The organism is Mesorhizobium sp. M0491, from assembly GCF_040321265.1.
Classification (GTDB): domain Bacteria; phylum Pseudomonadota; class Alphaproteobacteria; order Rhizobiales; family Rhizobiaceae; genus Mesorhizobium.
On record NZ_JAMYRE010000002.1, the window covers coordinates 370,863 to 392,421 of the forward strand.

Sequence of the window (21,559 nt, forward strand, 5' to 3'; positions counted from 1 at the left end):
GCTTACTCGCTGAACGTCACCCACTCTTCCAGCGGCACGCGGTCGGTGCGGAAGGCGTTTTCAGGCTTTGACGTATCTTCGTAACCAACCGCCATGCCGCAGACGACGATCTCTTCGTCCGGAATGTCGAGCACCGGCCTGATCTGCCGGTGATAGGGCGCGAAGGCCGCCTGCGGACAGGTGTGCAGACCCCTGCCTCTAGCTGCGACCATGATGTTCTGCAGGAACATGCCGTAGTCGATCCACGAGCCCTGGTTGAGGCGGCGGTCGATGGTGAAGATCATGCCGACCGGAGCGTCGAAGAAGACGAAGTTGCGGTCGTGCTGGGCGCGCATCTTGTCGACCTCGCGGCGACCAATGCCGAGCGCGCCATAGAGGCCGAAACCGTTGGCGCGGCGGCGGGTCAGATACGGCTCGAAGAACTGGGTGGGATAATACCGGTACTCGTCCCAATCGGCTTTTTCGGCGCGAATGCCGGAATTGAGAATGGCGTCTGATATCCGCTGCTTGCTCTCGCCCTTGGTGACATAGACTTTCCATGGCTGCATGTTGGTGCCGGATGGGGCGCGCGCCGCAACCGCCAGAATGGCGCGGATGGTGTCGTCGTCGACCATGTCGGGCAGGAATGCGCGCACCGAACGGCGCGACAGGATCGCCTCGTCGACAATCTCGGCATCGCCCGCGATTCGGGGGTTATTTTCCAGCATGGGCCGTCCCTTACCCTTTGTCTCGATCGGACGTCCCCACTCGCCGCTCTCGGCGGAGCCTTTGCATGAACCGTCAAAATCGCGCAAGCAAATCTTGTGCATCCGTGAAAATCTACTTGATTTTTTCATGAGCTTGATTTCTCATGAAATTTGACGGTATTTTTTCATGAAGAGAGCGTTTTGCCTTCGACTACCGCAAGAACATTGCAGGGACCTGACGAACGCGTGCTGGCCGGCGATATCAGGGCCCTGCGCAAGGCGCGCGGGCTGACGCTCGCCGAGATCGGCCTGAAGCTTGGCCGTTCGGTCGGCTGGGTCAGCCAGGTCGAGCGCGGCCTGTCGATTCCATCGCTCGGTGACCTCCGAGCCTTCGCCGAACTGTTCGGCGTGCCGATCAGCCTGTTCTTCAGCCATGACGTGCCTGTCGAAAGCGAGCGCGGCGTGGTCGTGCGTGCCGGCAGGCGCCGCACGCTTGGCACAAGCGAATCCGGCCTGGTGGAGGAGCTTCTGTCGCCCGATCTCGGCGGTAGCTTCGAGATGGTGCGTTCGGTCTTCGCGCCGGGCGCGGAACTGAAGGCCGAGGCGCAGCGGCCGACCGAGGAAGCCGGATACGTCGCGTCCGGACTGTTCGACATCGAGATCGGAGGTGTCTGGCATCGGCTTGGCGAGGGCGACTCCTTTCGCTTCGAAGGCAAGCCCTACCGCTGGCGCAATCCGGGTGCCGAGCCGGCAATTGTCATCTGGGTGGTTTCACCACCCGTCTATTGAGTTCAAGTTTGGAGAAGAACATGGCGGGTTTGCCGAGCACGGCGCGCGTGGTGATCATCGGAGGCGGTGCCGTCGGCACCTCCTCGCTCTACCATCTCGCCAAGGCGGGCTGGACCGACTGCGTGCTCTTGGAAAAGAACGAGCTGACTTCGGGCTCGACCTGGCATGCCGCTGGCAACGTGCCGACTTTCTCCTCGTCCTGGTCGCTGATGAACATGCAGCGCTATTCGACCGAGCTTTATCGCGGGCTGGCCGACGCGGTCGACTATCCCATGAACTATCACGTCACCGGCTCGCTGCGCCTTGCCCACACGAAAGAGCGCATGCAGGAATTTCAGCGCGCCAAGGGCATGGGCCTCTACCAGGGCATGGACATCGACATTGTCGGTGTCGACGAGATCCAGCGTCGCTATCCCTTCATCGAGACGCATGACCTGAAAGGCGCGCTCTACGACCCGAGCGACGGCGACATCGATCCGGCGCAGCTCACCCAGGCGCTGGCCAAGGGTGCGCGCGACATGGGCGCGAAGATCATCCGCTTCTGCCCGGTCACAGGCGTGCGCCGTGAGAACGACGAATGGGTGGTCGAGACGGCACAAGGTGAGATCCGCTGCGAGATCGTCGTCAATGCCGCCGGCTACCGCGCCGCCGAAGTCGGCCGGATGTTCGGCCGCGACGTGCCGATGATGGTGATGAGCCATCAGTACATTTTGTTCGAGGAGATTCCCGAACTGGCGGCATGGTCGAAGGAACAGGGGAAGAAACTGCCGCTGCTGCGCGACGTCGACACCTCCTACTATCTTCGCCAGGAGAAGAACGGCATGAATCTCGGCCCCTATGAGCGCAATTGCCGCGCGCATTGGGCCACCCACAACGACCCGATGCCGGAGGATTTTTCCTTCCAGCTGTTCCCCGACGATCTCGACCGGCTCGAACATTATCTGGCCGACGCCGTCGCCCGCGTGCCGATCCTGGGCACCGCCGGCCTGTCCAAGGTCATCAATGGCCCGATCCCCTACACGCCGGACGGCAATCCGCTGATCGGCCCGATGCCCGGCGTTCCCAATGCCTTCGAGGCCTGCGTCTTCACCTTCGGCATCGCCCAGGGCGGCGGTGCCGGCAAGGTGCTGGCCGAATGGGTGACAGAGGGCCAGACCGAATGGGACATGTGGTCATGCGACCCGCGCCGCTTCACCTCCTTTGCCGCGGCGCCGGACTATTGCGTCGCCAAGGGCATGGAGATCTACGGCAACGAATACGCCATCCAGTTCCCGCGCCATGCCTGGCCGGAAGGCCGCGACCGCAAGCTGTCGCCGATCCACGATCGCATCAAGGCGCTCGGCGGCCGCTTCGACGCCTATAATGGCTGGGAGCGCGCCACCTGGTATGCGCAAGAGGGCGATGATATTTCAGAGGAAGCGACGCTGACCTTCCGCCGCGACGGACCGTGGCATCATCGCGTGCGCGATGAATGCCTGGCGGTGCGCGATGCCGCCGGCATTTTGGACCTGCCGGGTTTCTCGCGCTTCAACCTCGAGGGTCCGGGCGCTGCCGAATGGCTGAGCCTGCAGGTCACCGGGCTGGTGCCAAAACCCGGCCGCATCGGTCTCGTCTATTTTGCCGACGACAAGGGCCGCATCGTCACCGAAATGTCCGTCGTGCGCCACGACGAGAACGTGATGACGTTGATCACCGCGGCGGTCGCCCAATGGCATGATTTCGAATGGCTGAAATCGCGCCTGCCCAAGGACGCCCCGTTCAAGCTGATCGACCGGACCGAGGAATTTTCCACCCAGATCCTGGCCGGCCCCAACTCGCGAAAAATCCTCGCCGATGTCTGCGAAGCCGACCTCGCTTTGCCGTGGCTGACGCATCAGGAAACGAAGATCGCCGGCCGCTGGGCCAAGCTCGTGCGCGTCTCCTTCGCCGGCGAACTCGGCTGGGAAATCCACACCAGGATCGACGACACCGCCGCCATCTTCGATGCCATCTGCGCGGCGGGACAACAGCATGGGCTGAAGCCGTTCGGCATGTATGCGCTGGATTCGCTCAGGCTCGAAAAAGGCTACCGCACCTGGAAGGGCGACCTGTCGACCGACTATTCGATCCTGCAGGGCGGGTTGGAGCGCTTCGTCAAATGGGACAAGCCCGACTTCCGCGGCAAGGCGGCACTCCAGAACGAAAAGCAGCAAGGCGTGAAGAAGCGCTTCGTCACGCTGGTGGTGGAAAACCCCGGCGATTGCGACGCTCCGTCAGTTTCTACACTCTGGCATGACGGCAAGATCGTCGGCGAGACGACGTCGGGCGGCTGGGGTCATCGCATCGACAAGTCGATCGCACTCGGCATGCTGCGCGCCGACCTGGCCGAACCAGGTACATCAGTCGAGGTCGAAATCTTCGGTGACCGCTTTCAGGCGATCGTGCAGAAGGATGAACCGCTGTGGGATCCGAAGAACGAAAGGCTGCGCGCATGAAGAAAATCATCCTCACCGATGGCGGGATGGGCCAGGAACTGGTCCGCCGCAGCAAATCCGAGCCGACACCGCTTTGGTCGGCCAGGGTGCTGATCGACGAACCCGATTTGGTGCGCGACCTGCACGCGGAATTCATCCGTGCCGGCGCACGTGTCATCACCATCAACACCTATTCTGCGACACCCGAACGCCTGGCGCGCGAGGGCGCGGAAGACCTCTTCAAGCCATTGCAGAAGCGCGGCATCGAATTGGCCAGGCAGGCCCGCGACGAGGCCGGCGATGCAGCCATCGCCGGCTGCCTGTCGCCGCTTTTCGGCAGCTATGCACCGGCACTGACCATTTCCTTCGAGGACACGCTCGATATTTACCGCCGCATCGTTGCCGAGCAGGCCGATGGCGTCGACCTGTTCCTGTGTGAAACCATGGCGTCGGCGGACGAAGCCCGCGCGGCGGTCACCGCGGCATCGGAAAGCGGCAAGCCGGTATGGGTGTCGTGGACGCTGGCCGACCACGGCAAGCCACGGCTGCGCAGCGGCGAGACAATAGCCGCCGCGGCAGGCGCGCTCGATGGCCTGGCAGTCGCCGCGCGGCTGGTCAATTGCTGCCGGCCGGAAGCAATCGCCGCGGCTTTGCCTGAACTGATCGACCTCGGCGGCCCGGTCGGCGCCTACGCCAATGGCTTCACTTCAACCGAAGCACTCAAGCACGGCGGCACCGTCGATGTGCTGCACGCCCGTCACGACCTTGGCCCGGATGCCTATGCCGACCAGGCGATCGGCTGGGTCGAGGCTGGGGCAAGCATCGTTGGCGGCTGCTGCGAAGTCGGACCGCCGCACATCGCCGCCCTGCGCGACCGGCTCGAACAGGCCGGCTACGAAATTTCGGGAGTTTTGCATGCCTAGACCATCATCGCGTATTTCCGGCATCGTGCCTTCGGGCAAGGACGGCTGGGAAGTCCATTTCGCCGCCTGGACGCGCAAGGAGGCCGGCGAAGACATCATCATGCTGTCGGTTGGCGACCATGATTTCGACACGCCCTCGCAGACGATCGAAGCCTGTGTGACCGCGGTTCGCGGCAGCAATCATCACTACACCCCGCTTCCCGGCTTGCCGCGCCTGCGCAGGGCGATGGCGGCGGCCTCGACCGCCTGCACCGGCGTCGAGACGTCGCCGGATCAGGTGATCGCCACACCGGGTGGCCAGGCCGCACTCTACGCCGCCGTGCAGGGCGTGCTCGACCAGGGCGATCACGCCATCGTCGTGGCGCCCTATTATGCCACCTATCCCAACACGTTCAGCGCCGCAGGCGCTGATTTCACCGTCGTTGAGACACCGGCCGAGGATGGCTTCCAGCCGCGTGCCGACATGATCCGCGCGGCAATCCGGCCGAACACGCGCGCCATCCTGATCAACACGCCGAACAATCCGACAGGTGCTGTCTATTCGCGCGAGCGGCTGGAGCAGTTGGCAGAAGTCTGCCGGGAGCACGACCTCTGGCTGCTGTCGGACGAAGTCTACTGGACGCTCGGCGGCGGCGAGCACGTCTCGCCGCGCTCGCTGCCAGGTATGGCCGAGCGCACGCTGGTCATCAATTCGATGTCGAAGAGCCACGGCATGACCGGCTGGCGCATGGGCTGGCTGAATGGGCCGGAGGAGATGATCACACTCATGATCAATCTCAATCTGGTGACGACCTACGGCCTGCCGGCCTTCATCTCGATCGCTTGTTCCGAGGCGCTGGAGAACCGTTACGGCGTCAAGGAGATCGCCGAACGTTACGCGGCACGCCGCACCGTCTTGCTCGATGCCGTGCGCGGCATGAACGATGTCACCGTGCGCGGTTCGGAGGGCGGCATGTATGTCATGCTCGACATCTCGGCCGTCGAACCGGACGACGAGAAATTCGCCTGGGCCCTGCTCGACAACGAAAAGGTTGGCGTGATGCCCGGCTCCAGCTTCGGCGAGGCGGCCGCCGGCCACATTCGCATCAGCCTCTGCCAGCCCGAACCCGTGCTGCGGGAAGCTGCACGTCGTCTGCGCCGCTTTGCTTCCAGCTACCGTCGCGAGGCAGCATGACCGCCAAGGCAGTTCCCGCCAAAGCAAAAGCGGTCATCATCGGCGGCGGCGTTTCCGGCTGTTCGGTCGCCTATCACCTGGCCAAGCTCGGCTGGACCGATATCGTGCTTCTCGAACGCAAACAGCTGACGTCGGGCACGACATGGCACGCCGCCGGCCTGATCGGCCAGTTGCGCGGTTCGCAGAACATGACCCGGCTGGCGAAATATTCCGCCGACCTCTACGTCAAGCTGGAGGCCGAGACGGAGGTCGGCACCGGCATGCGCCAGGTCGGTTCGATCACCGTGGCGCTGACCGAGGAGCGCAAGCACGAGATCTACAGGCAAGCGTCGCTGGCGCGTGCCTTCGATGTCGACGTGCGCGAGATTTCGCCCAGGGAAGTCAGCGAGATGTACCCGCATCTCAATGTTTCCGATGTCGTCGGCGCCGTTCATCTGCCGCTCGACGGCCAGTGCGACCCCGCCAACATCGCCATGGCGCTGGCCAAGGGCGCGCGCCAGCGCGGCGCCACCATCGTCGAGAATGTGAAGGTCACCAAGGTCCATACCAAGGCCGGCCGCGTCAGCGGCGTGTCCTGGGCACAGGGCGAAGACCAAGGCACGATCGAAGCCGACATCGTCGTCAACTGCGCCGGCATGTGGGCGCGCGAACTGGGAGCGCAGAACGGCGTCACCATCCCGCTGCATGCCTGCGAGCATTTTTACCTCGTCACCGAACCGATCCCCGGCCTCACCCGTCTGCCGGTGCTGCGGGTGCCGGACGAGTGCGCCTACTACAAGGAGGACGCCGGCAAGATGATGCTGGGCGCCTTCGAGCCGGTGGCAAAACCCTGGGGCATGGACGGCATCCGCGAGGATTTCTGCTTCGACCAGTTGCCGGAGGACATGGAGCATTTCGAGCCGATCCTCGAAATGGGCGTCAACCGCATGCCGATGCTGGCAACCGCCGGCATCCACACCTTCTTCAACGGTCCTGAGAGTTTTACGCCCGACGACCGCTACTATCTCGGCGAGGCGCCGGAGCTGTCCGGCTACTGGATGGCGACCGGCTACAACTCGATCGGCATCGTCTCCTCCGGCGGCGCCGGCATGGCGCTGGCGCAGTGGATCAATGACGGCGAAGCCCCGTTCGACCTGTGGGAAGTCGACATCCGCCGCGCCCAGCCGTTCCAGAAGAACCGGCGCTATCTCAAGGAACGCGTCTCCGAAACGCTCGGCCTGCTCTATGCCGACCATTTCCCTTATCGGCAGATGGCGACCTCGAGGAATGTCAGGCGTTCGCCGCTGCACGAGCATCTGAAGGTGCGCGGCGCCGTGTTCGGCGAAGTCGCCGGCTGGGAGCGCGCCAACTGGTTCGCTCGCGAGGGCCAGGAGCGCGAATACCGCTATTCCTGGAAGCGCCAGAACTGGTTCGACAACCAGCGGGAAGAACACCTCGCGGTCAGGAATGGCGTCGGCCTGTTCGACATGACCTCCTTCGGCAAAATCCGTGTCGAGGGCCGCGACGCCAGCGCTTTCCTGCAAAGACTGTGCGCCAACGACATGGACGTCGCGCCGGGCAAGATCGTCTACACCCAGATGCTCAACCAGCGCGGCGGCATCGAGAGCGACCTGACGGTTTCGCGGCTGTCGGAAACGGCTTTCTTCCTCGTCGTCCCCGGCGCCACGCTGCAGCGCGACCTGGCTTGGCTGCGCAAGCACGTCGCCGACGAGTTCGTCGTCGTCACCGACGTGACGGCGGCCGAAAGCGTGCTCTGCCTGATGGGCCCGGACGCAAGAAAGCTGATCCAGAAGGTCAGCCCCAACGATTTTTCCAATGATAAAAATCCGTTCGGCACGTTCCAGGAAATCGAGATCGGCATGGGCCTGGCCCGCGCCCACCGCGTCACCTATGTCGGCGAACTCGGCTGGGAACTCTATGTCTCGACCGACCAGGCGGCTCATGTCTTCGAGGCGATCGATGAGGCCGGCGCCGAAGGCGGCCTGAAGCTCTGCGGCCTGCACACGCTGGATTCCTGCCGCATCGAAAAGGCCTTCAGGCATTTCGGCCACGACATCACCGATGAAGACAATGTGCTGGAAGCCGGCCTTGGCTTCGCGGTGAAGACCGCCAAGGGCGACTTCATCGGCCGCGATGCCGTGCTGCGCAAGAAGGAAGCCGGCCTGTCACGCCGGCTCGTCCAGTTCCGCCTGAAGGATCCAGAGCCCCTGCTCTTCCACAACGAAGCGATCCTGCGCGACGGCAAGATCGTCGGCCCGATCACTTCAGGCAATTACGGCCATCATCTCGGCGGCGCGGTCGGGCTAGGCTATGTGCCATCCGAGGGCGAGAGCGAAGCGGATGTGCTGGCTTCATCCTACGAAATCGAGATCGCCGGCGAGCGCTTTGCGGCGGAAGCCTCGCTGAAGCCGATGTATGATCCGAAGGCCGAGCGGGTGAAGATGTAGCGCCTCTTACCCTCCCCCTTGTGGGGAGGGTCGGCTCGCGGTCGGAGCAGAGCGGAGATTGCGGGACGGGGTGGGGATAGCGCCCTACGAGACCCCGCTTCTCAAAACCGCTCCAGCTTTGCCCGCACCTTCGCCAGAAACGCCGCCCTTGTTGCCGGCGTCGAGGCATCCATCAAATAGTGCGCCAGGAAAAACGTCCGGCAGCGCGTCGCGCACAGCGCCCGCATGCCGCGCAGCAGGGTCTTGCGTCCCGGCTGGCCGACGACGACGCTCCACCAGGTCGGGGCGCCGCAGGTGGTGATGACACCGACCTTGGTCACATGCGTCATCAGCGACTTGATCCGCCCCTTGCCGGCCGGCAGCTTGAAGGCGACGTCCGTCGCCCACACCCGGTCGAGCCAGCCCTTCAGCATCGCCGGCAGTCCGTACCACCAGGTCGGATATACAAACAGGATCGCTTCGGCCCAGTTGAGCAGCTCGAAATGCGGCTTCAGCGCCGGGTCCTGCGGCGCCTGGTCATTGTAGGAGCGTCGCTCGTCGCAACCCATCACCGGGTCGAATTTATCGGCGTAGAGGTCGAGCAGCCGCACCTCCCAGCCTCGTCGCATCAGCACCTCGACGGCGCTGTCGCGAATGGCCGCACAGAAGCTGTCGGGCACCGGATGGCAGTAGACCACCAGCGCACGCATCAGAAGGCATCCATGCTGGCCGCGACCTTGGCAATGAATTTCCGCCGTGTGTCATCGGTCGAGAGATTCATCGCGTAGTGCGCGAGGTAGGTCACCGGCGCGCCCGGTTTGACGGTGGCGCGCAGCATGCGCTTGATCAGTTTGCGCGGCGGATCGCCCATCAGCATGGCGCGGAACCGGCTGCCGCCATAAGTGGTCACCGCCGCAACCTTGCGTATGTTGTGCAGCGACGGCTGCGCCATGCCGTCGACCAGCTTGAACGACACGCCGGGAAGGAAGACGCGATCGAAAAAGCCTTTCAGTATCGCTGGAAAGCCATAGTTCCAGACTGGATAGGAAAGCACCAGCGCATCGGCTCGCAGCAGGCGTTCGACATAAGGTGCGGCAGCGTCAGCGGCGCCGCGCGGATTGTGGTAGTCCAGCCTTTCCTGCCGCGTCATCCGCGGATCGAAATCCTCCGCGTAGAGGTCGCAGTCATCGACCGTATGGCCCGCCGCCGTCAACCGCTCTACGATCATGCGGTGCAGGCCGGCATTGAAGCTGGTCTCGACCGGATGGGCGTAAAGGACGAGGATGTTCACAGGGGAATATCCCCTAGGTCAGTGCGAGGCACCCCCCTCTGCCCTGCCGGGCATCTCCCCCGCAAGGGGGGAGATCGGACTGCCGTATCGCTTTCGCTAACTGTCGACGCCTCAGAATGGTCGCGACTCAAAGGCTGCCAATCTCCCCCCTTGCGGGGGAGATGTCCGGCAGGACAGAGGGGGGTACTCAAGCGCAAACCTCTCCTCATCCCACTCTCTGCAGCCCCTTGAACAAAAAAGTCCGACCCGAACGGTAGTCGTAGTCCGGGTTCTCCCAGGCGATCATCTTGCCGGGGTTGAGCAGGCCTTGCGGATCGGTCTCGCGCTTGAAGGCGAGCTGCACCGCGTCGGTCTGCTTCATGCCGCCCTCTTCCAGCGTGTAGCGATGCGGGTTGAAGATCGGGCAGCCATTCTCCTCATGCAGGCGCACGATCTCGTCGAGCCGAGCCTCGCTGGTGAACTTGACCAGCGGCAGGCCGAAGCAGGTGATGTTGCCGTCCAGCCGCACGAATTCCAGATGCGAGAAAACCTCGCCCGGAAACATCTTGTCCATCTTTTCGACCAACGCGAGCTGGTTGGGAAAGGGATAGAGCGACTGCAGATAGGTAATCGAAGGATCGACGCGCAGCGCCCTCAGCGTCGTGTGGTTCCAGGCCAGCTCATAGGCCGGCGGCAGCCCCTTCTTTTCGTCCAGCGTTGCGGTTGCGGCATTGTAGATCACCTCGCCACCGGCCCGGCCGGTGAAGGCCAGTAAAGCGTCCAGCCCATGCCGCGCCACCATGACGACGCAGATGCTCTGCCCCTGCTGCAGGAATTTCTGGTGCCGCTTGAAATAAAGCTGTGGCACGGGTGCCGCTATCGGCGTGATCAGCTTGGTCAGGATACCGTCCTGGCACGCCAGTGCATTTCCATAGCGGGCCGCATCCATGAAAGCGTCGAAGCCGACGATGACGTCGATCCATTCATAAGCCGCGGTCAGCGGCATCTCGACCTCCGATATGATGCCGTTGGTGCCGTAGGCATGGGTCACCTTGTGCAGATCCTCGCCGGTGAGTTCGAGCGCTTTCGGCTCGGCCTCCATGGTCACCACGCGCAGCCGGAGCACATTGCCGAAATCACGCAGGCCACCGAAATTGATCGAGCCGACGCCGCCCGAACCGCCGGCGATGAAGCCGCCGATCGAAGCGGTGTTGTAGGTAGAGGGCGATAGCCGGAGTTCCTGCCCGGAATGCGCTCGCGTTGCCTTGTCGATATCGGCCAGAATGGCCCCCGGTCCGGTCACGACGCGACCCGGGGCGATCGACTTGATCTCGTTCATCTCGGCAAGGTTGAGCACGACGCCGCCGGAGAGCGGCATCGCCTGGCCGTAATTGCCGGTGCCGCTGCCGCGCGGTGTCACCGGCACGCCATGGCGATGACAGGCGGCAAGCACGCGGATCAGTTCGGCCTCGTTCTTCGGCGTCACGATCAGATCGCCGGTGACATGGTCCAGTTGCTGCTTCAGCACCGGGCTGTACCAGTAGAAGTCACGGCTCTTCTGCTGGACGATGGCCGGATTGTCGTCGACCTTGAGCCCGTCAAGATCGCGTTTGAGCGCCGAAACGTCCATCATTCCACCATCAGTTCGTCGAGTTCGGCATAGTCGGGCAATTGCCGGTCGATCGCCTTGCCGCCGCGCACCACGATGCGATCCGATTCGGGCCGCGAGAGCAATTCCGTCCAGCTTCGGCCTTTGAACAGGACAAAATCGGCATCGCCGCCGGCGGCAAGCGTGCCGAAGCCATCAAGCCGCATCACCTTGGCCGGCGTCGCGGTGACCGCTTGCGGCCAGTCGGCGACCGGATGGTCCAAATGCAGGATGCGCGTCGCCATGCGGTAAACCTCCAGCATGTCGAGATCGCCATAGGCATAAAATGGGTCACGCGTATTGTCGGATGCGACGGCAACCGCAATGCCCCTCGCCTTCATTTCGTGCAGCAGCGTCACACCACGCCAGCGCGGCGTGGTGCCGTCGCCGCGCCGATCCTGCAAATAGAGATTGCACATCGGCAATGAAACGACGGCTAGCCCTGCCTTCGCCACCTTGTCCAGCGTGTCGAGCACGTCGAGGTCCGGCTGGCGCGCAAGCGAGCAGCAATGGCCGACGAGGATCTTTCCTTCGAAACCGTTCCAAAGAGCGGCCTCGGCGATCTTCTTCAGCGATATGGCGGAGATGTCATCGGTCTCGTCGGCATGGAAATCGAGATCGAGGCCATGCTTGATCGCTTGCGCGAAGACATGGTCGAGCAGTTCTTCGAGGTCCGGCACCATATAGGTGACGACACCGAGCACGCCCTTTGCCGCGGCAACCCTCTTTGCCAGCCTGTCGAACCACTTTTTGTCGCGTACGCCTTCGATGCCGAGCAAACAGGCGCCCTGCAACTCGATGCGGCCGCGCCATGCCTCGCGCATCGTCTCGAACACCGGCCAGGAGATTTCTTCCTGCGGCGCGACACTGTCGAGATGCGTGCGCATTGCCCTGGTGCCATGGGCGTAGGCTGAGCGCAGCGAGAAATCCATCCGTTTCGCAACGTCCTCGGCGCTCCAGCGTGCCACACGATCGGCGCCGGCGGCATTCAGCGCGCCCAAGAACGTGCCGTCGGGATTGGGCTTTCGCGGCCAGATATGGCCCTTGTCGATATGCGTGTGGCAGTCGACGAAGCATGGCAGCACGATGCGGCCGCCAAGATCGACGGCATCAGCAGGCGCTGCACGACCGTGGGCGGCAATGCCTGCGATTTTGCCGTCCGCGATAGTGACGTCGGCAAGCGCAAAGCCATCCCTGTCGAGAGCAGCGCCAAGGCCTGGGGTCAGGGATGCGTGAAGCCTGACATTGGCGAGCCGGTATGAACCTGTGTTCGGAATCAAGGGCCTAGCGCTCCTGCTTCAGTGCGCTTTCGTGCCAGCGCCGCAAAATGAGATGCGAAATCAGCGACAGCACGAGGAAGATCAAAATGCCGGTCAGCGAGATCAGGAACAGCGCCGCGAACAGCCGCGGCGCGTTGAGCCGGTAACCGGCCTCGATGATGCGCGAGGCAAGGCCAGAGGACTGGCCGGTGGTGCCGGCGACGAATTCGGCCACCACGGCGCCGATCAGCGACAGGCCGCCGGCGATCTTCAATCCGCCGAGGAAATAGGGCATCGCCGCCGGCAGCCTGAGATAGCGCAACTGCTGCCAACGCGTCGCGCCGTTGAGCTTGAACATATCGCGCAGATTGCGGTCGACGGAGTTGAGGCCAAGCGTGGTATTGGACAGGATCGGAAAGAAGGCGACGATCCAGGCGCACAGCAGAAGCTTGGTCGTCTGGTCGTTCACATAGATGTTGATCAGCGGGAAAATCGCCACGATCGGCGTCACCTGCAACACGATGGCGAAGGGGAAGAATGACATCTCGACCCATTTCGACTGCGCGAACAGCACCGCCAGCCCGACCCCGCCGATGACGGCCAGAGCCAGGCTGAGGAAGGTGATGCGCAAGGTGACCAGCAGCGAGGAAAACAGCAGGCCGGCATCGTTGTAGAGTGTCCACAGCACCACGCCGGGACGCGGCAGGATGTATTGCGGGATCGCGTTCCACACGCAGATGCGATCCCACAGCCAGATCGCCAGGATCATGATCGCCAGCGGCAGCACCCAGCGGCCGATCCGTTCGAACCGCTCCTGGCGCACGCGGCGTGCTTCCTCGGGGTCGAGTTTGAGCACACGCTCGTCAATGGCCGTCATGATGCGCGCCTGCTGTTGAATTGATGGCCTTGACCAGCACATCGGAGGCCTGACGGCACAGTGCCGCGTAGTCGGGCGAGGTGCGAAACGCCTCGTCGCGCGGATAGGTGGCCTCGATGGCGAGTTCGTCGAACACCCTGCCCGGCCGCGCCGCCATGACGACGACGCGGTTGGAGAGGAACACGCTTTCAAAGACGCTGTGGGTGACGAAAACGACGGTGAAGCGTTCGTCCTGCCACAGTTCCAGGAGATCGTTGTTGAGCTTGAAGCGGGTGATCTCGTCGAGTGCCGCGAACGGTTCGTCCATCAGCAGCACGCGCGGTTTGGTCACCATGGCCCGCGCGATCGAGACGCGCATCTTCATGCCGCCGGACAGTTCGCGCGGCACCGCGTCTTCGAAACCGGTCAGGTGCACCCGCGCCAGCATCTCCGTGATCGCCGGTGTCGCCTTGGCGCGCGAAATGCCTTTCAGCCGAAGCGGCAGCCAGACATTGTCGAAAACATTGGCCCAGGGCAGCAGCGTCGGCTCCTGGAAGACGAAGCCGATGTTCGAACGGTCAAGCGAGCCGCCGCCGCGCCAGTCGAGCACGCCGGAGGTCGGCGTCGACAGGCCGGCGATCAGCCGCAGCGCCGTCGACTTGCCGCACCCCGACGGCCCAAGCAGGCTGAGGAAATCGCCTTCCCGGATGGTCAGGTCGACGTCGCTGAGCGCCGTCACGCCGTTGGAAAATACCTTGCCGACGCCGCGCAGCGCCAGAAGCGTCGGGGCCGTACCCGACACAGCCGGCGCTGGCGCCACTTTTTCCCTTATCATGCCGGGACCGGCCTATTTCTTCAGCTCGAGCCCGACGCCCTTGTTGATGAAGGTCAGCGTGTAGGCCTTCTTGATGTCGATGCCGGCTGGCGTGACCTTGGCCTTGACCATCTTGTCGTAGAAACTCTTGATCCGCTCGTCGGTCATGGCGCCGATGCCGAGCTTTTCGGTGTCGCCGGAATCGGCCAGGCCGAACTTCTTCATCTGCTCGATCGAGAACGCGATCTGCTCGTCGCTCATGTCGGGATTGTCTTTCTTGATCAAGTCGTTGGCGGCCTTGTTGTCGCCGTAGAGATATTTGTACCAGCCCTTGGCGGAGCCATCGACGAAGCACTGGACCACCTCCGGCTTCTTGTCGATCGTGTCCTGCATCACCTCGATCGTCGTCGAGTAGGTATCCCAGCCATAGTCGGCGAGCAGGAACTGGTTCGGCACGAAGCCGCCTTCCTTCTTGACCGCGAACGGCTCGGAGGTGACGTAGCCCTGCTGGATCGACTTCTTGTTGGCGAGGAAGGGAGCGGTGTTGTAGGTGTAGGGCGCGCGCTTGGAGGCATCGAAGCCGAGTTCGATGACCATCCACTGGAAGAAGGTCTGCACGCCCTCGTCACCCAATATGTACTGGTCGGCGTTCTTCAGGTCCTCCCATTTGTCGAGCCCTTCGCCGGGATGGGACATCATGACCTGCGGGTCCTTCTGGAAATCCGCCGCCACCACCCGCATCGGAATGCCTTGCTGCACGGCATCGAAAGCCGACAGCAGATTGCCGCCCATGTAGAAATCGATCTTGCCGGCCAGCAGCATCGGCCGGCCGCTGACCTGCGGACCGCCCTGCATAATGGTGACGTCGAGGCCGCAGGCGGCATAGGTGCCGTCCGCCACGGACTGGTAATATCCGCCATGCTCCGGCTCGGCCAACCAGTTGGTGCCGAAGGTGACTTTCTCATTCGCAGCAGCACCCAGCGTGCTGGCTGCAAGCAGGGCCACAATCGCCACCGAGATCTTCTGTTTTCCGTACATCGACACCACCCTCTGTTTGCTCCGGCGCGCCACGCGCCAGGCTCGACACCAAAGATTCAAGAAGCAAGACACATGCCACCGGCGTCTGGCGCCGGGGCCGCCCGCTTGAAAGACGTTGCCATGCCAAGCGCGGACGGGTCATGCTGTACGGAAGGCATCGTGCCTATTTTTTGAACGGCTGTCCATAATCGCCCGGGCAACATGCACCGCCATCTTGAAGGTGTAGTGGGTCCGGCTTTAGGCTGACGGCATCCAGGAGATTGCCATGTTCAGATTCCTCACCCCGAAGTCGATCAAGCCGCCCTTTGCCCGCTACAGCCACGGCGTCGAGGTGCCGGCTGGCAAGCGGCTGGTGCTGTGCTCGGGTCAGGTCGCCATCACCGCGGACGACCAGATTCCCGAAGACGCCGGCGCGCAGGCCGAACTCTGCTTTCAAAACATCGCGGCGATTCTCGGCGAAGCCGGCCTGGGTCTGAGGGATATCGTGCGCATCAACACCTATGTCACCGATCGCGCGCATCTGCGGCCCTATATGGATGTCCGCGACCGGCTGTTTTCCAGCCCCGCGCCGGCCTCGACGCTGATGATCGTTTCCGGCTTTGCCCGCCCCGAATTCAAGGTCGAGGTCGAGGCCATCGCGGCCGGGTGATCGACAGACCGCGCTTGCCGCGCTAGGTCTGCCGGACCATTGAAGAGGCATGACATGACCGTACCCAAAAGACGTGTGTGGTGGGGCGACTACCGGACCACCGAATACGCCTCGATCGATCCGGAGGCGACGATCGCCGTGCTGCCGGTGGCGGCGATCGAGCAGCATGGGCCACATCTGCCGGTCTCTACCGACACTTCGATCATGAACGGCATGCTCGACACGGTTATTTCGCGCCTGCCCGACGATCTCGACATCCGCATCCTGCCGGTCCAGGCAGTGGGCAAGTCGAACGAACATCTGCACGCGCCGGGCACCCTCACTCTGCCGGCAACCACGCTGATAGAAGCCTGGACCGAGCTTGGCCTGTCGATCGCGCGCGCCGGGGTGCGCAAGCTGATCGTGGTCAATTCGCATGGCGGCAACGAAGAGATCATGGGCATTGTCACGCGCGAACTGCGCGTGCGTGAAAAGATGCTGGCGGTAAAGACCAGCTGGCAACGCTTCGGCCGCCCGTCCGGCATGTACACCGAGCTCGAGGACCGCCACGGCATCCATGGCGGCGATGTCGAGACCTCGCTGATGCTGCATTTCCGGCCGGACCTCGTCGACATGGCCAAGGCCGACAATTTCGTTTCCAATGTCGCCAAGGCCGAGAAGGAATTCTCGCTGCTGCGCCACACCGGCACCCACGCCTTCGCCTGGATAGCTGGCGATCTCAACCCGAACGGCGTCGTCGGCGATGCCAGCATCGCGACGGCGGAGAAAGGCCGGCTGACGGCAGAATATCAGGCCGACGGCTTCATCAGCCTGCTGCGGGATGTCCGCAAGGCGAAGCTCGCGGACTGGTTGACGTAGCCTCCAAACCAGTGGTCTGGCATCGAAAGGCAAACGCTGTCCTCTTGAACAAACCAGGCGACGGAGGGCGGATCAGACGATCACGCTTTTGCACAGAGAGATTTCCGCACAAGAGATTTTGACAAACTTTGCCAAAATGGGCCATACTGGACGGGATATGGAGGCCAGTATGGCAACGATGAACGTATCATTGCCCGATCCGATGAAAGATTGGGTTGAGGCGCAAACCGAAACGGGCCGCTACGCCAACGCGAGCGATTATGTGCGCGATTTGATCCGTCGGGATCAGGAGCGCAACGACAAGATTGCCGCCATGCAGCGCTTTGTCGATGATGGCTTGAAGAGTGGCATCGGCAATCGATCCAGGGACGCGCTTTTCACGGAGGCGGTTAAACGCGCTGAAAAGCCATCCGGCAATAGGTAGTGGGATTTCGCCTTTCTTTAGCCGCGGAAGAGGACATCGTCGGTATTGCCGAGCAAGGGGTGCGCCTGTTCGGCGCTGTGCAGGCCAGACAGTATCATGACGAGTTGTTCACGATCTTTGACCTGATCGCTGCCAGTCCCCGAATAGCGCGAGAGCGGCTTGAATTGAGGCCACCGATGCGTATCCATCCCTTCAAAGCCCATCTTGTCGTCTACCGGATCGAAGCCGACGACGACGTGTTCATTGTCCGGGTACGCCACGGGCATGAAGATTGGGCGAATGAAGGCCACTCGATAATCGAACAACGACATGGGGCAGCTAGCTGTCGATCCTCAGCGCAAAGGGCGTGCCTTCAAAGGCATCCGCACCGCGCCCGATCGATTCGATTGCCTCGATCATGCGGCCGTTGCGATCAAGCAGCGCATCGGCCACCGCAATCAGCCGCGGATTGGGTGTCGCCGATGGCGACAGCGTCCGCAATGTCTGAGCCAGTTCGGCCTCATCGCGTTTCGGCGCCAATGCCGCCGCAATGATGTAGGCGGAGGCGGTCGAGCGGCTGATGCCGGCATAGCAATGCACGAGCATCGGCCTTGCCCGGTCCCAGCGGCGCGCGAAATCGAGCAGGTTACGGACATGCTCCTCGCCCGGCATGGTCATGCCGTCCTGCGCCGCCGCGATGTCATGCATGACCAGATGCAGATGGTTTTCTCGGGCGATCGACGCCGGACGGACCACCTCCGTTCCGGCGGCAAGCAGCGACAGCATGCGGTCGGCGCCGGTCCTGGCCACCGTTTCCTCGATCTTTGCCAGCGAACAGACATGGATCATTGTTCCGAACCCTTCGATTGATCCTCGCGCCGCGACGCCCATTCGGCAAGAGCGGTCTCGAGCCGCTGCCATTCCTCCTCACTTCCCGGCAGGCCGGCGCGCAGAACGTCAGGCCGATCGGCAAAATGGCGAAGCAGGATGCCGCGCTCGCCGAGCGCGGCAAACAAATCGGCGGCATTGGTCAAACTGAGGAAACGATACAATGTGGTGCCGCCCGCTACGGGTACGCCGAAGCGGGCCAACAGCGCGTCGAGCCGCGCCGATGCGCCGGCAAGAGATGATCGCATCGCGTCCTGCCAGTCGATGTCGGCAAGCGCGCGGATGCCGTATTCCAGCGCCGGGCCGGCGACGGCCCATGGCCCGAATTGCGTCTCAAGCCGTTCGACCGTCGCTACATCGGAAAGTGCAAACCCGAGCCGCAGCCCGGCCAGGCCGAAGAACTTGCCGAACGAACGCAGGACGACGATACCGCCCTGGCCGACATCGCCGCAGAGGCTATGCTCGCGCGGCCCAACATCCATGAACGCCTCGTCGACAACCAGCAGCCCGCCCTTGGCGCGCAATCCGGCAGCCAGAGCCAGCAACCGGTCGCGCTCGATGACACGTCCATCCGGATTGTTCGGATTGACGATGATGGCAAGGTCGGCGTCCGCCAGGTCAGCGAAATCGCCGACCTCGGTCACCGCGTGCCCGGCGATCACTGCTGCGCGGGCATGTTCGGCGTAGGTCGGACCCAGCACCAGCGCCCTTCCGGGGGTAATCAGCGAGGCGACGCGCGGCAACAGGATCTGCGTGCCCGGTGCCGCCACGATGTTGGCTGGCGACGGCGCCCCATAGGCACTGGCAGCGATCTCTGTCAGCTCACGCGTGCGCGCGGCTTCCGGCAACCGCGACAGCGAGGTGGCGGGCAGGTCGAAAAGCGGGTAGGAGTGCGGATTGATACCGGTCGAGAGGTCGACGAATGGCAGCAGGGCGTTGGGAAAAAGCCCCCTCGCGCGGCCAAGACTTCCACCATGGTCCACAACCGCCCCATTAAGAAGCTTCATGTCAGTCCTGATCGCTTTCCTGTCATTGGCCGTCGAATTCGCCCTCGGTTACCCCGATTGGCTGTTTCGCGCCATCGGCCATCCGGTGACGTGGTTCGGCAGGCTGATATCCTTTCTCGACCACAGGCTCAACCGCGCCACTGATCCCGACGCGCTGCGTCGCAAGCGTGGTGTCCAGGCGCTGCTGGTCATCGTGCTGGTGCCGGCGATAATTGGCCTGGGCGTGCAGATCCTGTTCTGGTTTGTTCCCATGGGCCTCGTCATCACGGCCCTTCTGGCAACGTCGCTTCTGTCGCAAAAGAGCCTCTATGAGCATGTCGAGGCGGTGGCTGACGCGCTCGACACCGGCGGCCTGGCTTTGGGCCGCGTTGCCGTTTCGCGGATCGTCGGCCGCGACCCTGAAACGCTCGACAGGGCCGGCGTCTGCCGCGCGGCGATCGAGAGCCTGGCCGAGAATTTCTCTGACGGCATCGTCGCCCCCGCCTTCTGGACCGGCGTCGGCGGCCTGGCCGGCGGCGCCGCCTACAAGGCCGCCAACACCGCCGATTCGATGATCGGCCACCGCACCCCGCGCCACGAGGCGTTCGGCTGGGCAGCGGCGCGCTTCGACGACTGGATCAATCTGCCGGCGTCGCGGCTGACGGCGCTGCTGATCGTGCTGGCGGCGTTCCTCGTCAAAGGCGCTGATGCGAAAAATGCCTGGCATGCGGTATTGCGCGACGCGAAAAAACATCGCTCACCCAATGCCGGCTGGCCGGAAGCGGCGATGGCCGGCGCGCTCGGCCTGTCGCTCGCCGGGCCGCGCAGCTACGGCGGCGTACTGGTCGACGACGTCTTCATGGGCGAAGGTGGGCGGCGCGAAGCCGACAGCCTCGACATCAGGCAGGCGCTGAAACTCTATCGCGTTGCCGACTATCTGCTGATCGCCCTGTTCGGGTTGGTTTCGGTCGTTGTCATCGTGACGTGATCTCACGCTCCCCCTTGTGGGCAGGGCTATCGCATATGGAATTCCTGAGATGTCTGCCCGGCACGGACCCCCACCCCTAGCCCCTCCCCACAAGGGCGAGGGAGACTTCCGCTGGCGCCGACCCAAGCGAATCGCCTGTCTTTTCGGCGCCAAAGAAGAATTAAAGGCACGCGGCAGCGTTCCCTCCCCCTTGTGGGGAGGGTTAGGGTGGGGGTCCCTCTTCGCAAGAATCCATATGCGATAGCCCTGCCTTCAAAGGGGGTAAGAAGCCTCAGAACTCGATCCCCTGCTGGGCCTTCACGCCCGCGGAAAAATGGTGCTTGGTCACGCCCATTTCGGTGACGAGGTCGGCCGCCTCGATCAGCGCCGGCTTGGCATTGCGGCCGGTGACGACGACATGCAGGTCCTCGCGTCGCGCCTTCAGCGCCGCAACCACTTTGTCGAGGTCGAGATAGTCGTAGCGCAGCGCAATGTTCAGTTCGTCGAGCACCAGCAGGCTGATCGACGGATCGGCCATCAGTTCGAGCACCTTGACCCACGCGGCTTCGGCGGCTGCGATGTCGCGCTTCAGGTCCTGCGTCTCCCAGGTGAACCCCTCGCCCATCGCGTGCCAGACGACGCGGTCGCCGAAGGCGGCGAAAGCATCCTTCTCGCCGGTGTGCCACTTGCCCTTGATGAACTGGACGACGCCGACGCGCTTGCCGTAGCCGAGCATGCGCAGCGCCAGGCCGAAGGCAGCTGTGGTCTTTCCCTTGCCCGGTCCGGTGTTGACGATGAGCAAGCCCTTCTCGACCGTCTTGCTCGCCACCTCGGCATCCTGCACCGCCTTGCGCTTGGCCATCTTGGCGCGGTGGCGTTCTTCGCCCTTATCGTCGATGTCGGTCATGTCATTTCACCTTGAGCGGCAGCCCCGCCACCATCAGCAGCACCGTATTGGCGACAGCGGCGACCTGCTGGTTGAGCCGCCCGGCGGCATCGCGAAAGCGGCGCGCCAGTGCATTGTCCGGCACGATACCCTGGCCGACTTCATTAGACACCACGAACCATGGCCCGCGCGGCCGCGACAGCACGTCCGCCAACCGACGGCATTCAAGCTCGAGATCGTGATCGGCCAGCATATGATTGGTCAGCCACAGCGTCAGGCAGTCGACAAGCACAGGCTGGCTGTCGGGCAAGGCCCCGAGCGCGCCGGCGAGATCGAGCGGTGCGTCGATGGTCGTCCAGCCTTCGCCACGCCGCGATCGGTGCAACGCGATGCGTTCATGCATCTCGTCATCCCAGGCTTGCGCCGTGGCGACATAGGTCCAGGGCGGCGGCAAGGCGGTCGCCAAAATTTCGGCGTGGGGGGGGGGGGGGGCGGCGCCCCCCCCGCGGCGGCGGCGGGGTTTAAAAACAACCCGCGCCCCCCGCGCGCCCACGCGAAGCAGGCGGGGGGTAGGAGTTGTTATAAA

General features: G+C 63.4%; 21 protein-coding genes and 1 pseudogene. 10 read left to right on the plus strand and 12 right to left on the minus strand.

Annotation, left to right across the window (positions count from 1 at the left end; all coding sequences use genetic code 11):
* Positions 1–2: 2 nt before the first annotated feature.
* Positions 3–707 (minus strand): nitroreductase, encoded by a 705-nt coding sequence (locus tag NKI69_RS03785; RefSeq protein ID WP_023812343.1) that lies wholly within the window; start codon positions 705–707, stop codon positions 3–5.
* A gap of 180 nt (positions 708–887) precedes the next feature.
* Here NKI69_RS03785 and NKI69_RS03790 point away from each other — a divergent pair, with 180 nt between their 5' ends.
* The 5 genes from NKI69_RS03790 to NKI69_RS03810 are packed head-to-tail and all read left to right on the plus strand — an operon-like array spanning position 888 to position 8,472.
* The gene (locus NKI69_RS03790; RefSeq protein WP_502895354.1) at positions 888–1,475 is read left to right on the plus strand and encodes a helix-turn-helix domain-containing protein; all 588 of its coding nucleotides are present in this window, start codon (positions 888–890) and stop codon (positions 1,473–1,475) included.
* Between the two features lie 20 nt (positions 1,476–1,495).
* Positions 1,496–3,949 carry a GcvT family protein gene (locus NKI69_RS03795; RefSeq protein ID WP_023812345.1) on the plus strand — a complete coding sequence of 818 codons (2,454 nt, stop codon included), beginning with the start codon at positions 1,496–1,498 and terminating at the stop codon, positions 3,947–3,949.
* Positions 3,946–4,851 (plus strand): homocysteine S-methyltransferase family protein, encoded by a 906-nt coding sequence (locus NKI69_RS03800; protein WP_023812346.1) that lies wholly within the window; start codon positions 3,946–3,948, stop codon positions 4,849–4,851. Before NKI69_RS03795 ends, NKI69_RS03800 begins: the two co-directional genes overlap by 4 nt.
* Positions 4,844–6,025 (plus strand): pyridoxal phosphate-dependent aminotransferase, encoded by a 1,182-nt coding sequence (locus tag NKI69_RS03805; RefSeq protein WP_023812347.1) that lies wholly within the window; start codon positions 4,844–4,846, stop codon positions 6,023–6,025. The genes NKI69_RS03800 and NKI69_RS03805 overlap by 8 nt, the downstream gene beginning before the upstream one ends.
* Positions 6,022–8,472, plus strand: coding sequence for a GcvT family protein (locus NKI69_RS03810; RefSeq protein ID WP_023812348.1), 2,451 nt, complete (start codon positions 6,022–6,024; stop codon positions 8,470–8,472). Before NKI69_RS03805 ends, NKI69_RS03810 begins: the two co-directional genes overlap by 4 nt.
* A gap of 101 nt (positions 8,473–8,573) precedes the next feature.
* Here the strand turns inward: NKI69_RS03810 and NKI69_RS03815 are convergent, their stop codons facing one another.
* From NKI69_RS03815 to NKI69_RS03845, 7 genes are all read right to left on the minus strand, one after another.
* Positions 8,574–9,161 carry an NAD(P)H-dependent oxidoreductase gene (locus tag NKI69_RS03815; protein WP_023812349.1) on the minus strand — a complete coding sequence of 196 codons (588 nt, stop codon included), beginning with the start codon at positions 9,159–9,161 and terminating at the stop codon, positions 8,574–8,576.
* Complete coding sequence (locus NKI69_RS03820) at positions 9,161–9,742, minus strand: NAD(P)H-dependent oxidoreductase (protein WP_023812350.1); 582 nt, start codon at positions 9,740–9,742, stop codon at positions 9,161–9,163. The genes NKI69_RS03815 and NKI69_RS03820 overlap by 1 nt, the downstream gene beginning before the upstream one ends.
* A 205-nt stretch (positions 9,743–9,947) precedes the next feature.
* Positions 9,948–11,351, minus strand: coding sequence for an FAD-binding oxidoreductase (locus NKI69_RS03825; protein WP_031213523.1), 1,404 nt, complete (start codon positions 11,349–11,351; stop codon positions 9,948–9,950).
* Positions 11,351–12,649, minus strand: a complete 1,299-nt coding sequence (locus NKI69_RS03830) for a cytosine deaminase (RefSeq protein ID WP_023812352.1) — start codon at positions 12,647–12,649, stop codon at positions 11,351–11,353. The genes NKI69_RS03825 and NKI69_RS03830 overlap by 1 nt, the downstream gene beginning before the upstream one ends.
* A 4-nt stretch (positions 12,650–12,653) precedes the next feature.
* On the minus strand, positions 12,654–13,505 hold the full coding sequence (locus tag NKI69_RS03835) for an ABC transporter permease (RefSeq protein ID WP_023812353.1): 852 nt from the start codon (positions 13,503–13,505) through the stop codon (positions 12,654–12,656).
* Positions 13,492–14,319: an ABC transporter ATP-binding protein gene (locus tag NKI69_RS03840; protein ID WP_023812354.1), complete on the minus strand. Its 828-nt coding sequence runs from the start codon at positions 14,317–14,319 to the stop codon at positions 13,492–13,494. The genes NKI69_RS03835 and NKI69_RS03840 overlap by 14 nt, the downstream gene beginning before the upstream one ends.
* 12 nt (positions 14,320–14,331) lie before the next feature.
* Positions 14,332–15,336, minus strand: coding sequence for an ABC transporter substrate-binding protein (locus tag NKI69_RS03845; protein ID WP_352720094.1), 1,005 nt, complete (start codon positions 15,334–15,336; stop codon positions 14,332–14,334).
* A gap of 265 nt (positions 15,337–15,601) precedes the next feature.
* Between NKI69_RS03845 and NKI69_RS03850 the strand changes: the two genes are divergently transcribed.
* From NKI69_RS03850 to NKI69_RS03865, 4 genes and pseudogenes are all read left to right on the plus strand, one after another.
* The gene (locus NKI69_RS03850; RefSeq protein ID WP_023812356.1) at positions 15,602–15,985 is read left to right on the plus strand and encodes a RidA family protein; all 384 of its coding nucleotides are present in this window, start codon (positions 15,602–15,604) and stop codon (positions 15,983–15,985) included.
* Between the two features lie 54 nt (positions 15,986–16,039).
* Positions 16,040–16,843 (plus strand): creatininase family protein, encoded by an 804-nt coding sequence (locus NKI69_RS03855; protein ID WP_023812357.1) that lies wholly within the window; start codon positions 16,040–16,042, stop codon positions 16,841–16,843.
* Positions 16,844–17,012: 169 nt separating this feature from the next.
* Positions 17,013–17,267, plus strand: coding sequence for a type II toxin-antitoxin system ParD family antitoxin (locus NKI69_RS03860; protein WP_023812358.1), 255 nt, complete (start codon positions 17,013–17,015; stop codon positions 17,265–17,267).
* A pseudogene (locus NKI69_RS03865) lies at positions 17,267–17,551 on the plus strand (type II toxin-antitoxin system RelE/ParE family toxin); the annotation flags it as partial. The gene NKI69_RS03860 and the pseudogene NKI69_RS03865, both read left to right, overlap by 1 nt.
* A 34-nt stretch (positions 17,552–17,585) precedes the next feature.
* Here NKI69_RS03865 and NKI69_RS03870 read toward each other — a convergent pair.
* Positions 17,586–18,095: a tyrosine phosphatase family protein gene (locus NKI69_RS03870; protein WP_023812360.1), complete on the minus strand. Its 510-nt coding sequence runs from the start codon at positions 18,093–18,095 to the stop codon at positions 17,586–17,588.
* Positions 18,092–19,141 (minus strand): threonine-phosphate decarboxylase CobD, encoded by a 1,050-nt coding sequence (cobD, locus tag NKI69_RS03875; RefSeq protein ID WP_023812361.1) that lies wholly within the window; start codon positions 19,139–19,141, stop codon positions 18,092–18,094. The genes NKI69_RS03870 and cobD overlap by 4 nt, the downstream gene beginning before the upstream one ends.
* Here cobD and cbiB point away from each other — a divergent pair.
* Positions 19,140–20,108 carry an adenosylcobinamide-phosphate synthase CbiB gene (gene cbiB, locus NKI69_RS03880; RefSeq protein WP_023812362.1) on the plus strand — a complete coding sequence of 323 codons (969 nt, stop codon included), beginning with the start codon at positions 19,140–19,142 and terminating at the stop codon, positions 20,106–20,108. The genes cobD and cbiB overlap by 2 nt on opposite strands.
* Positions 20,109–20,379: 271 nt before the next feature.
* On the opposite strand, the gene cobO is transcribed toward cbiB, so the two are convergent.
* Both cobO and NKI69_RS03890 read right to left on the minus strand, forming a co-directional pair.
* Positions 20,380–20,994, minus strand: a complete 615-nt coding sequence (cobO, locus tag NKI69_RS03885) for a cob(I)yrinic acid a,c-diamide adenosyltransferase (protein WP_023812363.1) — start codon at positions 20,992–20,994, stop codon at positions 20,380–20,382.
* Position 20,995: 1 nt separating this feature from the next.
* The gene (locus tag NKI69_RS03890) at positions 20,996–21,442 is read right to left on the minus strand and encodes a bifunctional adenosylcobinamide kinase/adenosylcobinamide-phosphate guanylyltransferase (protein WP_352720126.1); all 447 of its coding nucleotides are present in this window, start codon (positions 21,440–21,442) and stop codon (positions 20,996–20,998) included.
* Positions 21,443–21,559: the final 117 nt, after the last annotated feature.